The sequence below is a fragment of the Endozoicomonas sp. PH6C genome, from assembly GCF_059322965.1.
This window is the reverse complement of sequence record NZ_CP185342.1, coordinates 1,945,740-1,967,784: the sequence shown is the minus strand read 5'-3', so window position 1 is coordinate 1,967,784 and position 22,045 is coordinate 1,945,740. Positions and strand designations below refer to the sequence as shown.

General features: G+C 47.0%; 22 protein-coding genes. 5 read left to right on the top strand and 17 right to left on the bottom strand.

Translation table 11 applies throughout. From position 1 onward, the window contains the following. Positions 1-44: 44 nt before the first annotated feature. From ccmI to ACOMG9_RS07975, 12 genes are all read right to left on the bottom strand, one after another. On the bottom strand, positions 45-1,214 hold the full coding sequence (ccmI, locus tag ACOMG9_RS08030; protein WP_494530054.1) for a c-type cytochrome biogenesis protein CcmI: 1,170 nt from the start codon (positions 1,212-1,214) through the stop codon (positions 45-47). Further along, positions 1,211-1,741 (bottom strand): cytochrome c-type biogenesis protein, encoded by a 531-nt coding sequence (locus tag ACOMG9_RS08025; protein ID WP_494530053.1) that lies wholly within the window; start codon positions 1,739-1,741, stop codon positions 1,211-1,213. Before ACOMG9_RS08025 ends, ccmI begins: the two co-directional genes overlap by 4 nt. After that, positions 1,738-2,280 (bottom strand): DsbE family thiol:disulfide interchange protein, encoded by a 543-nt coding sequence (locus ACOMG9_RS08020; RefSeq protein ID WP_494530052.1) that lies wholly within the window; start codon positions 2,278-2,280, stop codon positions 1,738-1,740. Before ACOMG9_RS08020 ends, ACOMG9_RS08025 begins: the two co-directional genes overlap by 4 nt. Continuing rightward, complete coding sequence (locus ACOMG9_RS08015; RefSeq protein WP_494530051.1) at positions 2,277-4,295, bottom strand: heme lyase CcmF/NrfE family subunit; 2,019 nt, start codon at positions 4,293-4,295, stop codon at positions 2,277-2,279. The genes ACOMG9_RS08020 and ACOMG9_RS08015 overlap by 4 nt, the downstream gene beginning before the upstream one ends. Further along, on the bottom strand, positions 4,295-4,828 hold the full coding sequence (ccmE, locus tag ACOMG9_RS08010) for a cytochrome c maturation protein CcmE (RefSeq protein ID WP_494530050.1): 534 nt from the start codon (positions 4,826-4,828) through the stop codon (positions 4,295-4,297). The genes ACOMG9_RS08015 and ccmE overlap by 1 nt, the downstream gene beginning before the upstream one ends. Next, positions 4,825-5,130, bottom strand: coding sequence for a heme exporter protein CcmD (ccmD, locus tag ACOMG9_RS08005; protein ID WP_448216530.1), 306 nt, complete (start codon positions 5,128-5,130; stop codon positions 4,825-4,827). The genes ccmE and ccmD overlap by 4 nt, the downstream gene beginning before the upstream one ends. A gap of 5 nt (positions 5,131-5,135) precedes the next feature. Next, positions 5,136-5,885, bottom strand: a complete 750-nt coding sequence (locus ACOMG9_RS08000; RefSeq protein ID WP_448216529.1) for a heme ABC transporter permease — start codon at positions 5,883-5,885, stop codon at positions 5,136-5,138. 31 nt (positions 5,886-5,916) lie between these two features. Then, on the bottom strand, positions 5,917-6,624 hold the full coding sequence (gene ccmB, locus ACOMG9_RS07995; RefSeq protein WP_448216528.1) for a heme exporter protein CcmB: 708 nt from the start codon (positions 6,622-6,624) through the stop codon (positions 5,917-5,919). Then, positions 6,621-7,289 (bottom strand): cytochrome c biogenesis heme-transporting ATPase CcmA, encoded by a 669-nt coding sequence (gene ccmA / locus ACOMG9_RS07990; protein ID WP_494530049.1) that lies wholly within the window; start codon positions 7,287-7,289, stop codon positions 6,621-6,623. The genes ccmB and ccmA overlap by 4 nt, the downstream gene beginning before the upstream one ends. Before the next feature lie 582 nt (positions 7,290-7,871). Next, the gene (locus ACOMG9_RS07985) at positions 7,872-8,273 is read right to left on the bottom strand and encodes a hypothetical protein (RefSeq protein WP_448216526.1); all 402 of its coding nucleotides are present in this window, start codon (positions 8,271-8,273) and stop codon (positions 7,872-7,874) included. A gap of 81 nt (positions 8,274-8,354) precedes the next feature. Continuing rightward, a complete protein-coding gene (locus tag ACOMG9_RS07980) occupies positions 8,355-9,404 on the bottom strand; it encodes a type IV pili methyl-accepting chemotaxis transducer N-terminal domain-containing protein (RefSeq protein ID WP_448216525.1) in 1,050 nt (349 codons plus the stop codon). 181 nt (positions 9,405-9,585) lie between these two features. After that, positions 9,586-9,990: a hypothetical protein gene (locus tag ACOMG9_RS07975; RefSeq protein WP_448216524.1), complete on the bottom strand. Its 405-nt coding sequence runs from the start codon at positions 9,988-9,990 to the stop codon at positions 9,586-9,588. An 828-nt stretch (positions 9,991-10,818) separates the two neighbouring features. Between ACOMG9_RS07975 and ACOMG9_RS07970 the strand changes: the two genes are divergently transcribed. Further along, positions 10,819-12,816, top strand: a complete 1,998-nt coding sequence (locus ACOMG9_RS07970) for a hypothetical protein (protein WP_494530048.1) — start codon at positions 10,819-10,821, stop codon at positions 12,814-12,816. Positions 12,817-12,901: 85 nt separating this feature from the next. Here ACOMG9_RS07970 and ACOMG9_RS07965 read toward each other — a convergent pair whose 3' ends face one another. The 3 genes from ACOMG9_RS07965 to ACOMG9_RS07955 form a co-directional block, all read right to left on the bottom strand. After that, complete coding sequence (locus ACOMG9_RS07965; protein ID WP_448216522.1) at positions 12,902-13,414, bottom strand: rhodanese-like domain-containing protein; 513 nt, start codon at positions 13,412-13,414, stop codon at positions 12,902-12,904. Positions 13,415-13,687: 273 nt separating this feature from the next. Beyond that, positions 13,688-14,434, bottom strand: a complete 747-nt coding sequence (locus ACOMG9_RS07960) for an RNA polymerase sigma factor FliA (protein ID WP_448216521.1) — start codon at positions 14,432-14,434, stop codon at positions 13,688-13,690. A 2-nt stretch (positions 14,435-14,436) separates the two neighbouring features. Continuing rightward, on the bottom strand, positions 14,437-15,246 hold the full coding sequence (locus tag ACOMG9_RS07955) for a MinD/ParA family ATP-binding protein (protein WP_422137563.1): 810 nt from the start codon (positions 15,244-15,246) through the stop codon (positions 14,437-14,439). A gap of 448 nt (positions 15,247-15,694) precedes the next feature. Here ACOMG9_RS07955 and ACOMG9_RS07950 point away from each other — a divergent pair, with 448 nt between their 5' ends. After that, a complete protein-coding gene (locus ACOMG9_RS07950) occupies positions 15,695-15,961 on the top strand; it encodes a hypothetical protein (protein WP_494530047.1) in 267 nt (88 codons plus the stop codon). Here ACOMG9_RS07950 and ACOMG9_RS07945 read toward each other — a convergent pair whose 3' ends face one another. Then, positions 15,962-17,419 (bottom strand): sigma-54 dependent transcriptional regulator, encoded by a 1,458-nt coding sequence (locus ACOMG9_RS07945; RefSeq protein ID WP_494530046.1) that lies wholly within the window; start codon positions 17,417-17,419, stop codon positions 15,962-15,964. Between the two features lie 365 nt (positions 17,420-17,784). On the opposite strand from ACOMG9_RS07945, the gene ACOMG9_RS07940 reads away from it, so the two are divergent. Together ACOMG9_RS07940 and ACOMG9_RS07935 are read left to right on the top strand one after the other, a co-directional pair. Continuing rightward, complete coding sequence (locus tag ACOMG9_RS07940) at positions 17,785-18,534, top strand: AlbA family DNA-binding domain-containing protein (RefSeq protein WP_494530045.1); 750 nt, start codon at positions 17,785-17,787, stop codon at positions 18,532-18,534. 169 nt (positions 18,535-18,703) lie between these two features. Continuing rightward, a complete protein-coding gene (locus ACOMG9_RS07935; RefSeq protein ID WP_494530044.1) occupies positions 18,704-19,123 on the top strand; it encodes a hypothetical protein in 420 nt (139 codons plus the stop codon). 115 nt (positions 19,124-19,238) lie between these two features. Here the strand turns inward: ACOMG9_RS07935 and ACOMG9_RS07930 are convergent, their stop codons facing one another. Next, positions 19,239-20,444, bottom strand: coding sequence for an OprO/OprP family phosphate-selective porin (locus ACOMG9_RS07930; RefSeq protein ID WP_494530043.1), 1,206 nt, complete (start codon positions 20,442-20,444; stop codon positions 19,239-19,241). Positions 20,445-20,924: 480 nt separating this feature from the next. Between ACOMG9_RS07930 and ACOMG9_RS07925 the strand changes: the two genes are divergently transcribed. Continuing rightward, complete coding sequence (locus ACOMG9_RS07925; protein ID WP_448216516.1) at positions 20,925-22,034, top strand: cupredoxin domain-containing protein; 1,110 nt, start codon at positions 20,925-20,927, stop codon at positions 22,032-22,034. Positions 22,035-22,045: the final 11 nt, after the last annotated feature.

Genomic DNA, 22,045 nt, shown 5'->3' with positions numbered 1-22,045 from the left:
GTCAACGAGGCAGCAAATTTAAAGAATTTAGAAGGGCAGCAAGATCAGCTGGCAGGTGCAATCCGCAGCTGGATGACGCCGTTATCCTTGATTTTCACATCACGCACCTCAGCCTGATAATCAGCCTGAGCCACATCGCCTGAAAGTGTAATACGAGCCACCACATCCAGACTTTCTGAATCCGACAGGCTGCCTGAGCCCATCATCATGGCGGCGTTATCGTCCAGTATCACCTCTTTGGGAAGGTCACTGACCTGCAGAGGAACAGCAGCAATAGGGGGCTTTTTGGCACCGCTCTCACGGGCAAAAACAATGACTCTGGCTTTGCCAGGAAGGTCACTGAGTTCAGGCGCCAACTCGACATTGATCCGCAATTCTGCAACCGTTTCACCCATCAGCTTGCGTGCTTTGGTAATACCGGCAGACAAGGACTGTCGGGCAGCCATATCATTTTCAAAAGAGAGGGCTTTGGTCCAGGCCTGAACTGCCTGCTGGAAGTCTTCCTGCTCAAAAGCATCAATACCCTTGAGCCCTAATGCCGTGGTGTTGCTTTCATCCTTGCTCAGTGCATCCTGATAGAGGCCACGCACCTCACCATTGATCTGGTTGCGGTTCGCCAGGAACAGCACCTGAGCCAGTTGGGCCGCCGCCTGAGGACTGCCTTCGGTGACGGTGTACAGCTTCTTATAAGCGTCAATCGCCTTATTAACCTCACCCCTGGCCATGTAACCACTTGCCAGCATATACCAGACCTGGGCATTGTCAGGTCGCTTGTCACTCCAGGCTTCCAGGGTAGAGATCATCTCTTCATGGGGCACATCCCGGTTCATCATCTCAACGACAGACAGTTCTGTCTGTGAACCGAGGTAAAGGTAAACGGGCACAGCCATGGCTGGAATCAGGAAGGCCAGAAACAGAGCCAGGCCTTTGTTACTACTGCCGGTGTAACTGAGCTTCTCTTTCTTATCAGCCACATCCTCCAGCAGCTTCTTTTCCAGCTCAGTGCGAATCTGTTCAGCATCTTCCGGTGTCAGCAAACCCTGATCCAGCTGCTTTTTCAGTTCGGCTTCCTGCTCCTTGAAATAAGCAATATTGGAAGCCTTGTCAGAAACACCCTGATCCGCACTGCGTCGACTGCGGAGCCACAGTGGCACAACTACGAGAGCCATACCCATGAGAGTTAAAATGGAAGCGATTATCCAGAACTGCGTCATTTATCTTTACCACCCAGTATCTTTTCCAGCACGGCTTTGTCCTGCTCGTCCAGCGTTTCATCTTCGATCCCGGGACGATGCTGTTTCAGGATTCTGAACAGTATGAAAATGCCCAGCAACAGCAGAATCAGAGGACCAAACCAGAGGGCGATGGTGCGGGCATCCATTCGGGGCTTGTAGAGTACAAAGTCACCGTACCGATCCAGCATAAACTGGATAACGGTGTCATCATCAGCCTTCTCTTCAACAATCATACGGTGAACTTCACGACGCAGATCCTGAGCAATAGGCGCATTGGAATCAGCAATAGACTGATTCTGACATTGAGGGCAGCGCAGTTCTTCGTTCAGACGGAAAAACTGCTCCTGCTGCCGGGGAGAATCAAACTGGTAGTTATCAATGACCCCGGCGAAGGCGCCCGGGCTGACCAGCACCGCGACAAACAGCGCCACTATGAGTCTGAAAGATAGAGTGACACTTGCAGATTTCAGCAGCGATGAGTGCCTGAACAAATAGTCGTGAGTCATTGCACTAACTCCTTCTGCAGGGCGTCGTAACGAGGCTTGAGATCTTCCTTCCAGACCCGGTTATCAATAATCCCGATGTGCTTGTGGCGAATCACACCCTTTTTGTCGATCAGAAAGGTTTCCGGTGCACCGTAAACACCCAGGTCCAGACCCAGCCTGCCATCCTTATCAACAATGTTAAAAAGGTAAGGATCTTCGAGGCGATCCAGCCACTTCAGAGCATCCTGACGCTCATCCTTGTAGTTGACGCCAACAATATTGATGCCTTCCCGGGCAAGCTTTACCAGGTAAGGGTGCTCAACCTTACAGGCCGGACACCATGAACCCCAGACATTCAGCAGCAGAACCTTGCCTTTCAACGCTGCTTCAGTAACGCTCTCTTCAGGCTGCTTCAGCTTTTTGAGGCTGAATTCCGGAACAGGTTTATTCAGCAGCATAGAAGGCAGTTCACTTTTATCTTCCATGAACAAACCGATATAAAGCAGCACACAGAACGTCAGAAAGAAACCTAATGGTAGAAACAGTTTCCAACGCTTCACGCCTGACCTCCTGTCGTGATGGCCACATCCTTACCTGAATCCCGGGAGGGCTTTTTGTTACCCAGTAAAGCCTCTTTCCTGTTCCTGAGACGGACACGATATCGCTTGTCAGAAATCGCCAACAAACCACCCAGAGCCATAAAGATCGAACCCAGCCAGATGAAACGAACATAAGGCTTAACGTGGAGACGGACTGCCCAACTATCGCCACCCAGTGGCTCGCCCAGGGCGACATAGAGATCACGGGTTAAGCCCGGATCAATATCCGCATCAGTCATCGGCATGTTCTGCACGGTATAAATACGCTTTTCCGGTTCGAGGACAGCTATTTTCTTCTCATCTTCAAAGACACTTATAGTGCCGTAGTCCGCTACATAGTTAGGCCCCTGACGCTGACTCACACCATCAAACCGGAAGACGTATTCGCCGACCTGGGCAGAGTCACCCGGACTCATTCGCAGATCTTTTTGAACACTGTAACCAGACGTCAGTGCCACACCAATAAAGGTAACCGCCAGACCCAAGTGTGCCAGCTGCATGCCATAGTAGGCTGGCTTGAGCTTTGTCAGTCCTCTCAGCAGACCGGTATTACGGGTTTTATTACGTACATCCTTGCCAATGGTGAGTACCATCCAGAGGACAAGCCCAATCGCCAGCGCTTCACTCACCCGGAAGCGATCTCCGTACAGGAAGCTGAATGCGACGCCGCCGATCACAGAGACAATAAGAATCCAGCGCACCTGCTGTTTCAGCCAGCTGACGGAGCCTTTTTTCCAGTTCAGCAGAATACCGATACCCAGACAGGCAGCCAGCAGCATGGCGAGAGGAACAAACAGCAGATTAAAGTAGGGAGGGCCTACAGAAATCATGCCCAGATCCAAGGCATCCAGCAGCAGTGGGAACATAGTACCCAGCAGTACCGTGGCGCAGCTGGTCACCAGAATAATGTTATTCAGCAACAGCAGGGTTTCACGGGAAAGCAGGGAGAAACTGATTTTACTTCTCACTTCCGGTGCCCTGAATGCAAACAGGGTCAGGGAAGCACCCACCACCACCAGCAGATAGCCCAGAATAAAGAGACCACGCTCAGGATCGTTGGCAAAGGCGTGAACCGAGGTCAGCACACCGGAACGAACCAGGAAAGTACCGAACAGACTCAGGGAAAATGTGGTGATCGCCAGCAGCAGTGTCCAGCTCTTGAACAGCCCGCGTTTTTCAGTCACTGCCAAAGAGTGAATCAGTGCCGTACCCGTCAGCCATGGCATCAGGGAAGCATTTTCCACAGGGTCCCAGAACCACCAGCCACCCCAGCCCAGCTCGTAATAGGCCCACCAGCTACCGAGGGAAATACCTGCTGTCAGGAAACACCATGCCACAGTTGTCCAGGGGCGAGCCCAGCGTGCCCAGGCGCTGTCCAGCTGGCCACCGAGCAATGCCGCAATAGCAAAGGCAAAAGCGACCGCAAAACCAACATAGCCCATATACAACATGGGCGGATGCACAATCATACCCAGATCCTGCAGCAGCGGGTTCAGATCAGAACCGTCGGCAGGAGGAAATGGCAGAATACGGGCGAACGGGTTTGAGGTCAGCAGGATAAACAGCATAAAGCCAACGCTGATCATACCCATGACCGATAACACTCTTGCAGACAGTTCCGGAGGCAGTTTATTACTGCGCAGAGCAACCGCCTGTCCCCAACCGGTCAGGGTCAGAACCCAGAGCAACAGAGAACCTTCATGGCCACCCCAGACGGCAGTGACCTTGTAGTAAACAGGCAACAGGGAGTTCGAGTTGCTGGCTACGTACTGAACCGAAAAGTCATCCGAAAGAAAAGCAACTACCAGACACATGAACGACAACAGGACAAAAACAAACTGACCTGTTGCCAGCGTTTTACCGGTAGCCATCCAGTTCAGTCGGCCATTGTAGCTACCTGCCAGTGGGATAATACTTTGCAGCAGAGCCAGACAGGTTGCCAGTATCAGGGCAAACAGCCCCAGTTCAGGATTCATTACTTGCTCTCCGATGCCTGAGAGTGAAGGCTCTCAAGGTGCTGTTGACTCTCCTGTGGGTATGACGGGGCGCCATCAGGCTTATCTGACGGATTGCCTGACTTCGAACCATGAGCTTTGTCGATGGCCTTCTGTACTTCCGGAGGCATATAGTTTTCATCATGCTTGGCTAACAGCTCCTCGGCTACAAAACGACGGTTTTCATCCAGTTTGCCGGTTCCGACAATGCCCTGACCTTCTTTGAAAAGGTCTGGCAGGATTCCGGTATATTCCACTTCCACTTCGCCATCGCCATCACTGATTCGGAATCTGGCTTTCAGGCTGTTCGGATCACGTATGACCGAACCCGGAACGACGATACCGCCACCACGGATCCTCTGACCGACGGGCGCTTCGCCTCTGGCCATCTGGGCTGGAGAAAAGTAATGGTTGATGTTTTCCTTCAGGGCAAACAGAGCAAGAGCCACAGCAATACCGACGCCGGCCACCAATAAAAGCACTAATAATAAGCGTTGTTTGCGAACTGGATTCATTCCACTTCTCCCTCCCGGACACCTTGATCTTCAATGTTGACTCTGTCTTCCCGCTGACGGGTTATTGTCATTTTTTGCTTTCTGTCAGCTGTCAAGCTTTGGCGCCTGTTCGCTGTTAAGCTCCGGTCTCTGGACCGGCTGCTGCGCACCTGACGCAGAACCTGGGAAAGGATCCGCTTTCTGGCCCGCAACGGAGAAATTATGTTGTAGGCAATGATCAGTACACCAATGCCGTAGGCCGCCCAAACAAAAACACCGTGACCATCCATGTGTATCAAACTGGCCAGACTTTCAAAATACATAGTTTTCAGTTCTCCAGTTTGGCCAATACGGTCTTGTGAACCCATTTGGTTCGGCGCTCACGGTCCAGTATTTCAGTTCGCAAACGGAGAATAAGGACGACGATAAAAAACAGATAAAAAGCCGCAATACTGATCAGCAGAGGCCAAAGCATCTCAGGTGCCATGGACGGCTTTTCAGTCAACTTGAGCGTGGCGCCCTGATGAAGGGTATTCCACCACTGGACTGAAAATTTGATGACCGGGATATTGATCACCCCAACCAGAGTCAGAATGGCACAGGCTTTTGCCGCAGTATTGGTGTTCCTCATAGCACCACGAAGAGCGATGACACCCATGTAGAGGAACAGCAGAATCAACATAGAGGTCAGCCTGGCGTCCCAAACCCACCAGGTACCCCAGGTCGGCTTGCCCCAGATAGCACCGGTTACCAGAGCCATCAGGCAGAATGAAGCCCCGATGGGTGCACAGCACTTCAGTACCATGTCAGCCAGCTTCATTTTCCATACCAGAGTGACAACCCCTGCACAGGCCATCATCACGTAGATAGCAGAAGCCAGAAAGGCGGTAGGAACGTGGATAAATATGATCCGGTAACTATTGCCTTGCAGATAGTCCGGTGGCGCAAACATCAGACCCCAGATCAAGCCGGTGGCCATCAACAGGGCTGCCAGAATGGCCAACCAGGGCAACCACTTGCCACTGATCTCGTAAAACCATTTGGGTGATCCCAGTTTGTGAAAAAAAGTCCAGTTCATTATTTACTCTACCGTGACTGGTTCCTGTTGCTCAGTCTGCAACTATTCTCAGTGATGCGGCTATCGCCAGTGGCGCCAGACACAATCCAAACATCAGCAATGCTGCCATCCACAACAAATGCCCTGAATAGGACATACCCTCAACTGCCGTCTGAACAGCCCCTGTCCCGAATATCAAAACAGGAATATATAAAGGTAGAGACAGCAATGTCAGTAGTATTCCTCCCCTCTGAACACGCACTGTCAGCGCTGCACCAATACCTCCGGCGAGACTCATTAGGGGTGTACCCACCAGCAGACTCAGTATTAATGCAGGAAAAGCCTGAGCTGGTAAATGCAGCATCAAGGCCAGTAAGGGGGCCATAACTATCAGTGCTACGCCGGTGGTCAGCCAGTGCGCAGAAATTTTAGCCAACACCAGTAAAGGCAACGGGTGTGGCGATAACAATAGCTGATCCAGTGAGCCGTCTTCCTGGTCACTTCTGAACAGGGAATCCAGGGAGAGAAGAACCGCCAGCAGAGCGCCTATCCAGACAATGCCTCCGGCTAACTGAGACAAAAGTTCTTTTTCAGGGGCGATACCCAGAGGAAAAAGACTGGCGACCATCAGATAAAATGCCACCGGATTCAGAGTCTGTCCCGGTGTCCGAAAGGCCAGGACCAGGTCTCTTTTAACCAATCCCAGAAATGCCCGACCGCCCTGTAATGAGCTGCTGCCCTGCAATGAAGTGTCACTCATAACCAGGCCCCCAACTCTTCATGACCGGCCTCTTCATCGGAACTTGCATAGGCCTCAAGACGAAGCTTTCTGACCCGGTCAGACAGCTTTGACAGGCTCTGGTGGCTGGTCATCACCACAGCGCCGTTTTTTTCAATATGCCGGGCCAGCAATTGCTCAAGCCAGGCCACACCATCAACATCAATAGCCGTAAAGGGCTCATCGAGAATCCAGAGCGGCACGTTTGAAAGTGAGAGGTCTGCCAGAGCCACCCGTCTGTGCTGCCCTGCAGAAAGTTGTCCGCAGGGAACTTCTTCATAGCCAGCAAGGTTCACTTGCTCCAGCGCAGAAAAAATCCAAGGCTCCGGGTAACGTTCGTTACGAAGGTTTGAGCGCCAGAGAATATTTTCTATTGGAGTGAGTTCGGTTTTAACGGCAGGTTTGTGACCAAAGTAAAAGGTTGACAGCCGAAAGTCTGCATAAACGCTGGAAAGCTTCTGCCCCTGCCAGATCACCTCGCCACGATAATCACCACAGAGGCCTGCCAGCACTCTCAAAAGCGTGGTTTTACCCGCTCCGTTACAGCCTTCTATCTGTAGCAGCTCACCGGGAAACAGTTGAATGGAGAGGTTTGAAAAAAGAACACGATCGTCTCGTTCACACCCCAGCTTAGCCACTTCGAGCAAGTCGTTTTCCCTACAGTCTGTCAGTCAATTGAGTGATTCAGAGACCTGAAGCCTCTACCCCCTTATACGGCTGAAATTTCATAGCAGTTTACGATTGCTGGTAGCTGTTCAAAAAACACTCTAACAGCCATAAACTCGGGCAGGATTATATCGAAAAAGACGTTCGTTCCGAAGTAATTAACTATCTAGATTGGGTAAATTCGCTGACATTGACCTGACTCGATTCAGCTCTATGCCGTCAGTCGCAAGGGCCATCAAACGGTCGAAGAACTTCTCTCGTACCACCAGCCAGTGCACTTTTCGCTCGGTATGCAACTGTAATGAGGTCACCAGATCGTTGAGACGATCAACAAAACCGGGAACCTTATCCGCAAACGTTGGTATTTCCTCATCGCTGCCACCAATTAGTCTGTTTTCAGTGCCCGCAGAGTGTAGTCTTACCCGGCTTTTCGATTTATGCAGCCCTGAACAATGGACTCATGAAACCAGTCAATTCACCTACTGTTTCGAAGGCAATATCGCAGCGACGGGGAAAAGTTTGGGGTGTCGAGAAGAGGCCTAGCAGATGTCCTGTCAGGATAATCATTTTTTTAAACATTCTTCGTAGACTCTTTTAAGCTCGCCATGGTTGACGTCATGAAAGAGTTCATTTTTGGTTGAATACTGTTTATAAACTAACCAGTCAGTTTTATAGGTATTCACACCACCGAAATAATCTGTATCTGAAGTTTTGTTCGCTCCAGCTATGGTGATACAACACCGATAATGCACACCTGCAGGACAACCCTGATCACCCCATGTATACAGAAGAGTACATTGAGCCCCGAGGGCACCGTATGGATCACTGGCGGAGGTAAAGTACCAGAATGTACCTGAAGGAGTATATAGATCGTCGCACTCACCTTCGTTCAATTGTGAGCCCGCATAGCTGAGCTCAATAAAACCAAGGCAGACCAATAGAAGCAGTTTATATTTCCTCATCATTCCCACCCTTTCATCTATCCTGATGTACGTCAGTATAGTTTTATTAGATTTTGCGATAAGAAAATCAAAAGTTACTTTCTTTCAAAAACAGCCCGTAGCAGAGATCGTCTTGAAAAAAAGTGAAAACTGGACATCCGATGAGGGTTCTCGAATACAGTCTTCACACTGACCCGTGTTGCAGACATCATTAAAAGCCTCGCTTTGCGGAAAAATCCGCTGTAATTTCATGCTCCCTGCATTGCCAGTCAAACAGACGCAGGCACTTTTAAGTCCGAGCAGCCGCTTCCAGCGTTCCAGCAACAACGCCAGTTGATCTTCGTCGTAGGGGTTCATGCCCAACGTCCGGGACGTTTCATACATCCGGGACGTTTCATACAATAGTTGCAAAGCCGTGTTTGAATGTTCCAGTGATCGAGTCTTCCCTGATACCTGGGCCTCGAGATCACTGTAAAGAAGCGAGAGGCTGTCGGCCATGGCAGAGAAGGTCTCTGTCAGCTGCCCCATTTCATTGGCATTCTTATAGTTGAGACGCAGGTGGTTAAACTTACCAAGACGGACCTTCTTTGCCGCATAACTGAGCTGTTCAACCGGCTTGATCAGGTTCAATTGGATGTAACGTATCGTCAAAGCCCCAATGGCCAGAATGGAACAAAGTGAAAAAATCGCCAGTATCATCAGCCAGTGCAGTTTTCGCTCGGTATGCAACTGTGACGAGGTCACCAGATCGTTCAGACGATCAACAAAACCGGGAACCTTATCCGCAAACTCTCGCCATCCGACTTTATCTCGCAATAAAGGTCGCATCTCACTGTGCCATTCACTGACCAGAGCCTGATAACGACGGCCAATAATATCGGTTCTGTCAGCCAAATGCCTCAAAGTAGGACTGTCAAGGCTGCTGTCATAGATCTTGATTAACTGGCTCAATCCGTTGTGGCTGGTCTCCTCAGAGTTGACCCGGTCTACCAGACGCCATGCCTGCATTCTCAATGATCCGGCAAGGTTGATAGCGGCGGCATCACTCTCTGTGGTCGCTGCAAACCACAACGAACCACTGACACTGAGCAACCCCAAAAAACAGATGGTAATAATAGCGGCCAGCGCCTTGAACCGAATGGGCTTCAACAACATTAAATAAAGACTCGACACTCAGAGCTGTCAGACAGCTCTGAGAAAAGATTTAGACCCGGGAAGAGAGCCATGACACAAAGTCGTCACGACTTTCTCAGAACCAGTGCCGCAGACGCCACTGCCGCAGGAGTGGGGAAAAGTTTCGGGAATTGATTATCAGATAACCTCTCACAGCCATTAGTTACTCAAGATTCAAGCATTTTTCAAAGGCTTCGCTAATCTCACCACCGACGCCCCGAAAGACATCGCCTAATGTTGAGTAAACTTTATACAGCAGCCAGTCTTTGCTAAGTATGCTGACACCAGCGAAATAATTTGTATCCTGAGCTTTACTCAGTCCACCAACACCCATGCAACAGTGATAACGCTTGCCAGTAGGACAATAGCCATTGACATCGAAAAGATTACATTGATTCCCGGTGGCAGCCGTTGGATCACTGTCGGGTGCAAAATACCAAGCGTACCAATCTTTCTTATGAGGCGTGTGTAGATAGTGACAATCAAGTTCGGTCAGTTGTCGACCGGCATAACTGGTACTCATAAAACCAAGGTAAACAACAAGCAGTATTAGTTGATATTTCTTCATGGTTACCACCATTTTATCTATCTCAGTTCAAGCGCACTATAGTCTTACCCGCCAAAAAAACCGGAACCAGGTGGGACAAAGCACCCTGCCTCCGCCGCAGAGGGGGCATCAAGTTTATATTTCCTCATCATTCCCACCCTTTCATCTATCTTGATGTGCGTTAGTATAGCTTTATTAGATTTTGCGATAAGAAAATCAAAAGTTACTTTCTTTCAAAAACAGCCCATAGCAGAGATCGCCTTGAAACAACGCTGCTGAGAGTGAAAGACAGTATGTTCGACAAGAACTGTAGATTGAGCCAGCAGGCTGATGCCTTGAATACTCATGAAGGAGAGTAATCTGGCTCTGAAAAGAAAATGAATGGAACTTTTTTATAGTTGAACGATCAAACAAGCAATAAATTTAACGCTATTATCAGACTCGGAGACACATGCAATTAACCTCAGGAATTTTGCAAGCTATGTTAGCTCACACTCCATCCGATGAAAGAGCAATCTGGAAATCCAGCTCTGACAATATTCATTGACCAATGGAGGTGTAACCATGCACATCAGTAACACAATTAATACCAGCCCACTCAGTTCCCCTGCAGACTGGCAAACTGCAACTTTCCCAGTCGGGCAACAGTCTATTCTCTCTGACCGGTCGGCCATCTGCCTTTGTTATCGCCAGCAATAATCGTCTCTGTTTTTATGAACTGGCGTTCAGGATCATGCATTAAAAAATGAATGAAACAAGGGAACTTTACTGAAATCTGCCAATCTAAAATCCAATCCAAACAAGATTTACTTGCTCTGATCTGACATACACATATTAAGGAGAATTTCGATGTCACTTCCTGTTTCCAGTCACAGCACCTTAATCCATGGACGATCTGGCTCTGTACCAAAACAATCCACAAAACCGGGTAAGAAAAAACAATGGGGTCGTCGGGAAGTAAGAAAAAACACCCTTCCCCAAGAAACCACAAAGAAACAAACGGCTGCGATCCGTGGTAAAAGCTTTTCTGACATGTCGATAACAGAGCGCTTCGTTTTTGCTCTTGGTCTTTTTTCAGGCTTGCAGTCAGTGCATGCACTAAGCAATGGAAGAAGTAACGTTTGTAGCATGGCTTCCCCGGCAAAAGCTGAACTCAACACTTGCCCAAAAGCTGGCCTTCCAGACTGGGTCACAAAGTTAGAGAAAACAAACCGAAAAGATGATGCTCAGGCAGTGTGCCTGGCAGATAAGTGCTCAGCCCCCACAGAAATAATTCACAAAAAAAGAACAGCGCCTAAAAGAGAAGTTCAGTCTCAGTCCTGTCACCAACCAAGCCTGATGGAGCAGATCGGTCCTGAGAATAGAATGACCGGGGTTTATAAAAAATCAGATGAGACCGGCATAGTGCTTGGTATTCAGAACCCTGAATCGGTTCCTGTAATGAAAAAATATAAAGACCTTGTCCGTTTGGAGTCCAAGACATTACAGTTAAAAAAGATTCTGGAACAGACTAACAACTACATCCATATACACAACAATGATTTCGGAATGCTTGTTTTTGATGAGAAGCAACTCACTGTTCTTAAGAAATATGAGTACTTCCCTCTAAGCCCCTGTATGAAAAATCTGCTCGATGAACTCGATAGCTACGATACGGCATTAAAACAAATTTTCATGTATCAGAAAGAATCCGGAGATTACAAAGCCTATGCTAGAGAACTGGACCACTTAATAAAAGGACGCAATACTGTATTTGTGAGCTTGTTACAATCATTAAAAAGCAAACTTGATGATTTAGAAAGACAGACATCAACTGCATTAAAAGTTAATAGTGATCACAAAAAAGAGGATATCCTGCAGCACAGAAAATACATTAATTCCCAGATTAGAAAATCTGCAGCCATTCTTAGCCCTGTAGAAATAAAAAAAATGTTCCAACAATGCATAAAGGATCGTCAAGCATGCCTCAACGAGCACAAGCGGACTGAAGCCAGGGAGCTTGCTGAAAGAGTAAGAGCCAGGAGAGAAGCAAACAACAACAGCTTTACTATGAAGCTCTTTAATTTAGCGTCTGTAGCTTCCTATACATTTTACCTTCTGTGCATGTTAGGTTCTACAGTTGCATTGGTGCCTTTACCTAAAAAAATAACCCGTTACTTCGCCTACAGAAAGAAAATAGACACTAGTCGTTTGTTAGAAAAAATAATCAGAACCGAGAAAAAGAAGATGCCAGTGGACATCAAAAAATCTATGGATAAGTGCGACAACGCTCAAGACTTAGCGTTTTCAACCAAAACCAACGTCAATTACCCCGACGACTGGAAGCAGCCGTATTTACCCTTCTATCATGACTTAACACAGATCAAGAAAAAAAAACGCCCTAAAAAAAGTCGAAGTATTGGGGCAATAGCCAGGAAACTCAAGGATATCATTATGCCGAAGGACCAGTTGCCTGCGAGGCCCTGGAAAGAGGATATACCGATAGACCACCAATACATCAGACCTATTTACAAAAGAGGATTTACGCCGTCAAGTAAAGATACGGGTAAAAAAAACATTGTTGCCTATGCCTATTTTGACCCTTCATCAGATGCAATCAAAAGCACAATATCCGATAATGCCCTTAAAAAAATGCAAAGCATTCACGAAACAGGCCGGTATGCAGCCCATGAAGAAGGCGCTACAGGCTACAAATGCTTTAAATATAAGAGCGAGCCATTATGGGAGTTTAAAGTGGCTGGAGATGAACGGGTTTACGGCTTAACGATTCAGGCAAATGAAGAAGGGAGACATGCGGGTGTCGCTCCACTGGTTATATTCGACACAATATTGAATAAAAAATTATAGGCATCAACTGGCTCTTGTATACCATGGGTTTCTGCAAGTTATAAAAAAAACGCCACATGACGCCTTTTTTATAACTTGAAATAACTTATTTCATCAAAATGGACGAGAATGTCTGCGAATCACTCATATCATCTATCTTTTGCTTTCCTGGCTTCCAACTGATGACTTCTTCTGTTTCCAGTTCTGAATAAAGTGTTACCGGATAATCAAGTGCCAACCAGGAAAAGTAGCCGTCCCTGAAAAAGAACACTCTCTGGTAACCCCAGAGTGCGGCAAGGTAACTCGCTATGGCTCCCCTCATGTGGTAGGTACTGTTTCCGTAGATGACAATAGGCGTCTTTTTATCCAAAGTGCCGGGCTTAAACAGCTGTCTGAAGCCCGCCCTTAAATCCAGACTTTGAGACCGGTCAATATGCCCCCACTCCCACTGTTGATAAGGTCTCACATCTATAAATAAAGCCCCCAATTCATGAAGGCGCTTGGCCTGATGAGTGTTAATGGTAACAACGTTCTTGATATTCACTGGCGCTTCTTGTGCAGACAGGAAGCAGGAGGTAAGGGCCAGAAAGCACCCTGCAAGGTAAGAATTCCATTTCATATTAATACAGGTCCGTTATAAGACTACTTAATAAAAACTACTTAATAAAAAAGTATATGGAGTAAGGACCTGCGTACTTGGAATAATAGGAAGCTAAAAGCTTGCTGCTCACTGCCAGAGAGCATATAGAGTCAAAAAATACCGTCTACTCTACGAATCATTCATTCCAGCCACAGGGTTTGGAGAAGCACTGACCTTGGATAGAAACAAAAAATGCTTGCTTTAGAGCTTGGGGACCCCATACCCACGAGTCCCCAAAGGTACACTGGTGGTTTAACCTAACCAGTGATGGAGCTTGGCTCTTAATCTGACGGCTGCCTGAGAGTGAATCTGGCTGACCCTGGACTCACTGACGCCCAGAACCTTACCAATTTCCTTGAGATTCATCTCCTCATCGTAATACAGCATCAAGACCAGCTTTTCCCGCTCGGGTAACTTCTCTAAAGCTTCTACCAGGGCATACTTGAACTTCTCTTCCTGAATATCGGCTGATGGGCCTCTATCTCCAGAGCGAGCCTGCATTCTGGACTCTTCGCTGTCGAACAGTTCTTCAAAACTGAACAGTCGGCAACCACGAAGGTCACTGAGAATGGTGTAGAACTCATCCAGATTGACTTCCAGCTCCTTGGCCACTTCGAAGTCTCTGGCATCTCTTCCAAGGCGGGCTTCAACCTTCTGAATCGCCTCAGTCACTCTGCGACTGTTTCTGTAAACGGATCTTGGCCCCCAGTCACCTTTTCGGATTTCATCCAGCATGGCACCACGGATACGAATGCCCGCAAATGTTTCGAAACTGGCACCTTTACTGGCATCGTACTTTGAGGCCGCTTCCAGCAGACCGATCATGCCTGATTGAACCAGGTCATCGATCTGAACGCTGGCCGGCATCCTCGCGGCCAGATGATTCGCAATTCTTTTTACCAGAGCCTTATGAGTTTCAACCATTTCGGTCTGAATCAGTTTCTGACTCTTTTCCTGATTGGCTTGAGTTGCCTGCACTCCCTGTGCTGTAGCATCCATGCTTATACCCTCTCTTTTATTCTTGTTGGCAAGAAGAATTCGATACGACCTCTTGGCGGTGTTACTGGTATCGCCATCATCTGATGTGCAATACGCAAAATGGCTTTCGAAGCCCGGCAATCCGGATTTACCTGCAGAAGTGCCTGCTGACGGGTGAGTGATTCTGCGACAGCCTTGTCGAATGGAATCGCCCCCAGATAACGGAGAATAATTTCTACTTCATCATTCAGATAGGATTGCAACCTTTCAAACTGGTTCGATCCATACCGACGGTTATTAACGGCGTTGACAATCACTCCAAAACGACGAACACCGTATATTCGGTAAAGCATACGTATCATTCTCACGGCATCCAGCAGTGATACAACTTCCTGATTGATAACGATAAGAATTTCTCCCGCAGCCTGAATAAGAGCTACATTGTCCGGAGCCAATCCAGGTGCGGTATCAATAACAAGGGTATCAAGAGTAGGAGCCAGAGACTCCAGGCTTTCTATCATTCGGACAGCATGACCAGTTTCTACGGTCTCCCTCCAGATAGGCTCCCCTTTTGGCGACAGCACCTTCAGACCCGAGGGCCCATCCTGAATAAAAGTGGAAAAAGAGTCGTTGGCATCGAAGTGAGTCATATCCAGCTTCTTCTCAAGCCCAAGACTTATTCCAACATCGGGGACAGCCAGGTTTCCATCCATTAAAACCACACGTCTTCCGTTGTTTGTGAGAGCCAGTGCGAGATTGACTGCAACTAATGTTTTACCTACTCCACCCTTACACCCCGCAACTGCAATAATCTGTTTTGTTGATGAGTTCATGGCTTTCAGCTTCTTTTCAGTGATTACTGCATAAAATCTGGAATCAAAAACGTTTTTTCTTTTTTTACTGCCTGTACTTTATTAATAACAAGAGCCGTGCCAATTTTTTAAAACGCCTGTTTTTCAGTCATGGTCACATAGCTGACGTGACATCATTTTGACCAGCCCCAGCCTAAAGATCATAACCTGCTGTTTTTATTGAGATTTATTTTTACCGGTCGAATTTCCGTCATGTTACTTTTTTGACAGAGTCAAAATCGATCTCAAAAGAAGACATCAAACGTCGTTTCATTGAAAAATAAAAAGAAAGTTATTTGACAGTGTCATTTTATAGTGACGAATTACTGTCGCATAATATTTTCCAGAGGGATAAAAAGTGTTACTTAATTGACAAAATAAATTCCGAAACTGAGAGATTTAAAAAACGACAAAATAAAGTTAATTTCCAATGATGGATAAAAACACTTTATCCAGAGATAAAAAACGTCAAAAATTTTATCTTCCTACTTGTTTGATAATTGATAAAACCGACTTACTTTTAGATAAAAAAGACAGCTACCAGGTAAAATTTTTCGGGATTCTAAAAATACAAAAACGGCCTCGTCTACTTTTTTTCAAAAGCAGACGAGGCCGTCATAAAATCGAACCTGGTAAGTTAAGACAAAAAAAATGGCTATCAGCTCACGCTGATAGCCATTTTTTTGAACCGATCTGATTAACGCATGGTCTCTTCATAACGATGAAGGCCATACTTTCTCATTTTCTCAACCAGTGTCGTCCGGCGAATCTGAAGTTTGTCAGCCGCTCTGGCCACAACGCTGTTGCAGTCACTCAGAGCTTGCTGGATCAGGCTTTTTTCCAGCCGTGTCAAAAATTCCTTCAGATTCAGGCCGCCCACAGGAAGAATCGCCAAATCATCGACTTTTCCGGTTCCTGCAGGTTGAATACTATCCGGGAACAGCTCGGCAACACCGTCATCATCAGTAATAGCTTCCATATGACGAAAATTCTGTGGCAGATCCTGAACACCTACGACACCGTAGGGATACATAATCGCCAGTCTTTCCAGCAAATTGGACATTTCCCTGACATTACCCGGCCAGTCATGACGGCATAGCGACATAATCGCAGCAGAACTCAGACGAATGGAGCCGCGACTCTGTTTTTCCATTGCACTGACCAGCTCGTTGAGAATCAGCGGAATATCTTCCGGACGATCCCTGAGAGCAGGCATTTCAATGGGGAATACATTCAGCCGGTAGTACAAGTCTTCCCTGAACTCACCGGACTCAATCATTTCAGAAAGGTTTTTATGAGTAGCCGCTATGATTCTGACATCCACAGGAATCTGTTCGGAACCCCCCACTCTTTCAATGGTGCGCTCCTGCAAAACCCTAAGCAACTTAACCTGCATGTGCAGCGGCATATCACCAATTTCATCAAGAAACAGAGTGCCACCCTGCGCCAGCTCAAACCGCCCTTTTCTTGAGCTGACCGCACCGGTAAAAGAACCCTTCTCATGGCCAAAAAGCTCACTTTCCAGCAATTCATTAGGAATAGCGCCACAGTTTACCGGCACAAAAGGCATATCCCGACGGTGGGAGTGATCGTGCAGATTCCTGGCCACCAGCTCCTTGCCTGTTCCTGACTCACCGGTCACCATAACATTGACGTCACGGTCAGCCACCTGTGCCATGGAAGCGCGAACTTTGCGAACTTTGTCACTTTTACCCACCAGCCCACGGAACAGCTCTACTTGCTGATTCATACCAGTCTGGTGAAGTTGACGCCATTGTTCGCGATACACCTGACCATAATGCAGGCAAGAGAGCAACTGTGAACGATTGCAAGGCCAGTCGATACGGGCAATGACCTGCCTGCGGAGTGAAGATTGGAGGTTTTCCGGAAGGGGTTCGGCTATGCGAATGACGGGAACCCCGCCACTCCAGTTCTGTATACGGGCGATCATGCCCTGCATTGAGCTTTCTGCCTGGAGAAAATCGCCAAGAAAAAGCGCACAGAATCCTTCTTTGTTGGACTCGCTGATAGCATCTTCCCAGTAGGCGGAACTGACGGCCCTGGTACGATACCCCATAAATTCGATAACGGTACTTAGATCATGTCGGCGCTGTTGAGAGTCCTCTATGATCAATACCTGATCTGCTGCATCCATTGTAACGACTTTCCTTGTCATCAACGCAATGTAACAAACAGCTCTGAATAATATGAATTGCAATAAGCAAACTCTTATTCATTCATTTAAGGTCTAAAATTCTATTTCGTCAAATTTCTCGGCCACTTTAATTCATTTTTTGACTTTTTTATAAAAAATGACGTGAAATAGCCCTGCTCATCAATCGTTTGCTGGAATAAACGGAGCGTTCTCTCCGTAAAACAGATAGTCTCATTCTCCACTGATCGAGTTGGTATTAATGAGCTTTCAGAAGAAAATAATGAAATCATGGTTTACCTGTTACAAGAAGCTGCATAAACGGTAACATAACCACTGTCGGGTATGGGCAGCCATCAGGAATTTGAATGCTGATTATCGAAACACTTGAAGATATTGCCGCCATGCGGGAAAGTGTGGACGTGGAGTGTAAACTGGCACAGGGGCGGGATGGCAAAGGTGCTATCCCGAAAGACATGTGGGAAACCTACAGTGCTTTTGCCAATACCCAGGGCGGCGATATTTTTCTGGGCCTTAAAGAAAAATCGGGTCACCGATTTGTTCTGGAAGGTATTGCCGACACCCCGAAAGTTCTGAAAGAGTTTTGGGATACCCTGAACAATCCACAAAAAATCAGCACTTGTATTATTCGAGATCGTTGGGTCAAGGTTCTGGAGATTGAGGGGAAATCTCTCATCCACATTCATGTCCCTCCCGCCAATCGTAAGCAAAAGCCTGTCTACATCAAGGGTAACCCCATGATCGGCACCTATCGCCGCTTTAACAGTGGTGATATGCAGGTGAGTGAAGAGATGGTTCGCCGGATGATGGCTGAGCAGGTTGAGGAGAGCCGGGATGCCGAAATCCTGGGGGAAGTAGTTTTTGATAAATTAGGCAAGCAAGAGCAGCTTATCCTGATTACTGCTCATATTGAAAAGACAGTGGATCATGCCAGAATGATGTCTATTCTGGATATTCACCCTCGAGACCTCTCGGCCCTGCTTGCCTCTCTTGTTGACAAAAAGCTTCTATATCAAGATGGTAGTGGTCGTGGAACAATTTATTTCACCGCTCAGGCTATGGCAGAAGATACGATGCTAGCAGCCTGTCGGACTTAAGCGTCCGTAGCGAGGATTGCAAGAAATTGAGGATAAAAATCTCTGTTTCTGAGGAGAATAGCGAGCTATTTGACGAAGAAACAGAGATTTTTAGACCAATTTATTGCAACCGCAGTAGGACAGTCTTAAGTCCGACAGGCTGCTAGAACGGATTTTCGAAGGTATGGAGATGGAAAGATCCTGGTCTGAAGGCGAAAGGTCCGGAGCTTGGCCCGAAAGGTCCGGACCTTATCCCGAAAGGTCCGGACCTTTAGAGAACCAGCTTTCGACTCTGGCAGAACCTGTCGCTACAAAAAAGCGAGCCCCCAGCGAAGAGGTGCGCCAAGCCATCCTTAACTTGTGTGCGCTGCGAACATTACAACTGGAAGAACTGGAAAAACTGCTGAATCGAAGTGGCGAATCTCTGCGCAAAAAATACCTGCAACCATTGATCAAAGAGCACAAACTCAGGCTGATGTACCCCACCAGGCTCAACCACCCTCAACAGGCGTATATTACCGTTGGGTCAGTGATCGATAAGGAGTACAATGATCACAGAAGATCAACTGGAACAGCTCTGTCCGGGCTGGTTCCAGAATCTCAATTATGACCATGTATGCGGATAAGATATCCCCCCGGAGAACCGGCTGCAGAACATTTTGGCTTAGCCAAAAAGGCCCCGCAAAAGCAGGGCCAGGCTCAGACACTAAGGAACTGAATGGGGATCAGAACACGTATTGCAGGCGGGATACGATAGCGCTTCCCTTATCATTTTCTATGTTTTCGTTGGTTTTGCCTTGAACATAGTTCAGGCTGGCGCGGATATTCTTGGTCGCAAAGTAGTTCACGCCCAGAGTAGTGGTTTTCAGTTCAAGATCATCACTCACGCTATCCTGGTCGATAGTGGCCTGAGTGTAACGTGCGAACACTTCCCACTGACCACCGGTTGGCTTACCAAAAGCACCTTCTTTATAGGTACGCTTGCCACCGTCCAACATGTAAGAAATCTGCCCGTAGTAGCCCGAGACTTTTGCGTCGCTGTTAGCGTCTTTAGACTTCAAGTCTCTGACCGCATACTCACCCTGAAGCTGGAGTGATTGGAACTGACCCGCCAATTCCAAAACATATTCAGAATCTTTATCAACGTTTGTGACCGTTACGCCCAGATCATCTTCACCTTTTTTAACGCCCAGGGAGGACTTTAAGTCAACATCAGAACCACCATCCGGATTCTTGTTGTAATAGTTCAGACCCAGATGAAGCAGCATGTCATCATTCATGATGGGAGCATAGGTAGCACGCACGATGTAGCTGGCAGTCCGTTCTACTTCCGGCTTGTCTTCTTCCGCCTGTCCATCATGGTGAATGCCAAACACTGCGGTATAGTTATCACCACCGGTCGCTACCTGAATACCGTAGTCATTACCTTCATCGCCCTGCAGAAAGTCGTAGATCATTGGACGCTCAATCGCCATGATCCAGGAAGAGCTTACGGTATTTTCCAGTCCGTAATCACGACCCCAGCGACCCAGAGTCACTTCTACCGGTTTGAAGCCAACATAAGTGATCTTGGCATCATCCAGTTCGATTGAGTCGTCGCTTTTGGTTTTCAGCTTGAGCTTGTATTTCCAGTCGGTGTAAGCCTTACCACTGAAACCAATCTCGGCACGGCGAATATAGCCTTTACGGGCTTCAGCGTCATTACCAGTGTCTGCGACATAGAGATCATCAAGGCTTGCGTAGTCCCACTGCAGCTTGCCGCTTACCTTAAAGGAAAAGGCGCCGTCATCTGTTTTCAGCTGAAGACCACCGTTCTTGGTGCTGACGATAATATCTTCGCCTTCCGTCTTAACAACACCAGCGTGGGCAGAAGACAGGGTCAGACCTGCAGCAACAGCGGCTACTGCCAGAGAAACAGGTTTAAGTTTCATTCAAAACTCCATTTATATCGTGCTTTTGTATTTATTACTTGGCTCTAAAGAGCGATGTGTTGGCATTTTTTATTATTCGCAGCCTGATAAGCCCTACCACCTCCCCAGATTCCGGAGCACGGCTGCAAGACGCTCATGGCTGTTTTTTTGTTAACTGCGGGTGAGTATATTGGGCTGGAAATATTTCTTGGATGTGACGAGAAAAAGAAGGTTTTGTGACACTTTTTACTCATTGCTCAGAATTTTAAAATCCGGATCATACTTTCGCATGAATTCTTGCAGGGCACTTATTTCAAGATCACCTGGATAATGATTGTCAGCTCAAGGCAATCCAAATACAGCTACCAAACAAAAATAGAGCGCAATAGATGACTTTGATCGTATAAGCTTCTTTTGTCAGTATTCATTTGTTTACCATGGCGCACAAACCAATGTAATGCTATACAGTCCGGTATATTCAAAAAAGGCCAGGTTCCTGTTATGATCCGTCTGTCTTTTCCCGTGTCATGGAGAAAATGCATTTTAGTGACCTTATTCGGACTCGCCATAGTACCCCACTTGGTTAAAGCTCAATCAGAGACTTTCAGGCCTTCAATAATTTGGAGTGTTGATGGATTTTCAAAAAATGTGAATAAAACCTTATCCATAAGGCTTGGATCAATTCAGTATTTTGTTTGTGATAATCGTTTCACTTATGCAACGCCCAGGTGGAGCAGTAAAAATCGTGATGATATGTATGTCAACCTGTGGAAAGTCGATAAAGCTGACTATGAGCAATGTAAAGTGAATAAAACCAAGTCTACAAGCAAACTTTTGATCCAATGCAATGACCCTAGTGGGCTAAGAGCGTACACAGCAGAATTTAAAGAACTCGTTTCCTACAAAGACAAGCCAGTCTATAAAGAGGATCATTTCTACTATTTTATATCCACAGCAAATGGTACCAAATCTTCACTCGATAGCCTTGAAGGTGGCTATTGCCGATCTCATAATATGCGCCTTGCAGTATATATCTGTGACCCCTATAGCCCCGAATGCAGTTATAAAAAACCTGAAACAACAGCTTCTCCTGAACCAACAACTTACTTTAAGACAAGCAATTATACTGAAACAGCGAATTACACTGAGACAGGGAATTATTCTGAAGTAACAACTTATACAACAACTGTTCCAACGACGCATAGCCATTCAATTAAACAACCTTTTGAACTCGTTTGGAATGTTCGCTATAACGAGAGTCAGAATCTCTATATTTACAAGGAATCAGATTTTCCAATCGTTGCATTTTGCGAAGCCAACAGTGTCATTACCCGATTGGGTGACGAAGGTGAAGTCGTCAATAGCTGGCCATGTCAGAGTGGAGTTCATCATTTAGTTATTTTAAAACCAAAATATAATAACGGTGATGTTTATGTCTTTGAAGCATTTCCTGAGCAAGGAAGCGTGCAGGTATTGAAATCAACCCTGACCGTGAATATAGCAAGTGAGGGTAACCTTGAGTATCTTGTAAGTGACGCCATACCCTCTACTGGCAAGCCAGCATTCGCTTTTCTGATTTCACTTTATCTTTTGACTGCAAGCGCATGGTGAAAACTATGCCC

Coding starts and splice junctions, on each gene's coding strand:
- ACOMG9_RS07930 (WP_494530043.1), bottom strand. CDS start 20,444: ATGAAACTTAAACCTGTTTCTCTGGCAGTAGCCGCTGTTGCTGCAGGT.
- ccmD (WP_448216530.1), bottom strand. CDS start 5,130: ATGTATTTTGAAAGTCTGGCCAGTTTGATACACATGGATGGTCACGGT.
- ccmB (WP_448216528.1), bottom strand. CDS start 6,624: ATGAGTGACACTTCATTGCAGGGCAGCAGCTCATTACAGGGCGGTCGG.
- ACOMG9_RS07985 (WP_448216526.1), bottom strand. CDS start 8,273: ATGATGAGGAAATATAAACTGCTTCTATTGGTCTGCCTTGGTTTTATT.
- ACOMG9_RS08015 (WP_494530051.1), bottom strand. CDS start 4,295: ATGAATCCTGAACTGGGGCTGTTTGCCCTGATACTGGCAACCTGTCTG.
- ACOMG9_RS07960 (WP_448216521.1), bottom strand. CDS start 14,434: ATGGATGCTACAGCACAGGGAGTGCAGGCAACTCAAGCCAATCAGGAA.
- ACOMG9_RS08025 (WP_494530053.1), bottom strand. CDS start 1,741: ATGACTCACGACTATTTGTTCAGGCACTCATCGCTGCTGAAATCTGCA.
- ACOMG9_RS07975 (WP_448216524.1), bottom strand. CDS start 9,990: ATGAAGAAATATCAACTAATACTGCTTGTTGTTTACCTTGGTTTTATG.
- ACOMG9_RS07950 (WP_494530047.1), top strand. CDS start 15,695: ATGATGGATAAAAACACTTTATCCAGAGATAAAAAACGTCAAAAATTT.
- ACOMG9_RS07945 (WP_494530046.1), bottom strand. CDS start 17,419: ATGGATGCAGCAGATCAGGTATTGATCATAGAGGACTCTCAACAGCGC.
- ACOMG9_RS07970 (WP_494530048.1), top strand. CDS start 10,819: ATGTCACTTCCTGTTTCCAGTCACAGCACCTTAATCCATGGACGATCT.
- ACOMG9_RS08000 (WP_448216529.1), bottom strand. CDS start 5,885: ATGAACTGGACTTTTTTTCACAAACTGGGATCACCCAAATGGTTTTAC.
- ACOMG9_RS07925 (WP_448216516.1), top strand. CDS start 20,925: ATGATCCGTCTGTCTTTTCCCGTGTCATGGAGAAAATGCATTTTAGTG.
- ccmE (WP_494530050.1), bottom strand. CDS start 4,828: ATGAATCCAGTTCGCAAACAACGCTTATTATTAGTGCTTTTATTGGTG.
- ACOMG9_RS07940 (WP_494530045.1), top strand. CDS start 17,785: ATGCTGATTATCGAAACACTTGAAGATATTGCCGCCATGCGGGAAAGT.
- ccmI (WP_494530054.1), bottom strand. CDS start 1,214: ATGACGCAGTTCTGGATAATCGCTTCCATTTTAACTCTCATGGGTATG.
- ACOMG9_RS07935 (WP_494530044.1), top strand. CDS start 18,704: ATGGAAAGATCCTGGTCTGAAGGCGAAAGGTCCGGAGCTTGGCCCGAA.
- ACOMG9_RS07955 (WP_422137563.1), bottom strand. CDS start 15,246: ATGAACTCATCAACAAAACAGATTATTGCAGTTGCGGGGTGTAAGGGT.
- ACOMG9_RS07980 (WP_448216525.1), bottom strand. CDS start 9,404: ATGTTGTTGAAGCCCATTCGGTTCAAGGCGCTGGCCGCTATTATTACC.
- ACOMG9_RS07965 (WP_448216522.1), bottom strand. CDS start 13,414: ATGAAATGGAATTCTTACCTTGCAGGGTGCTTTCTGGCCCTTACCTCC.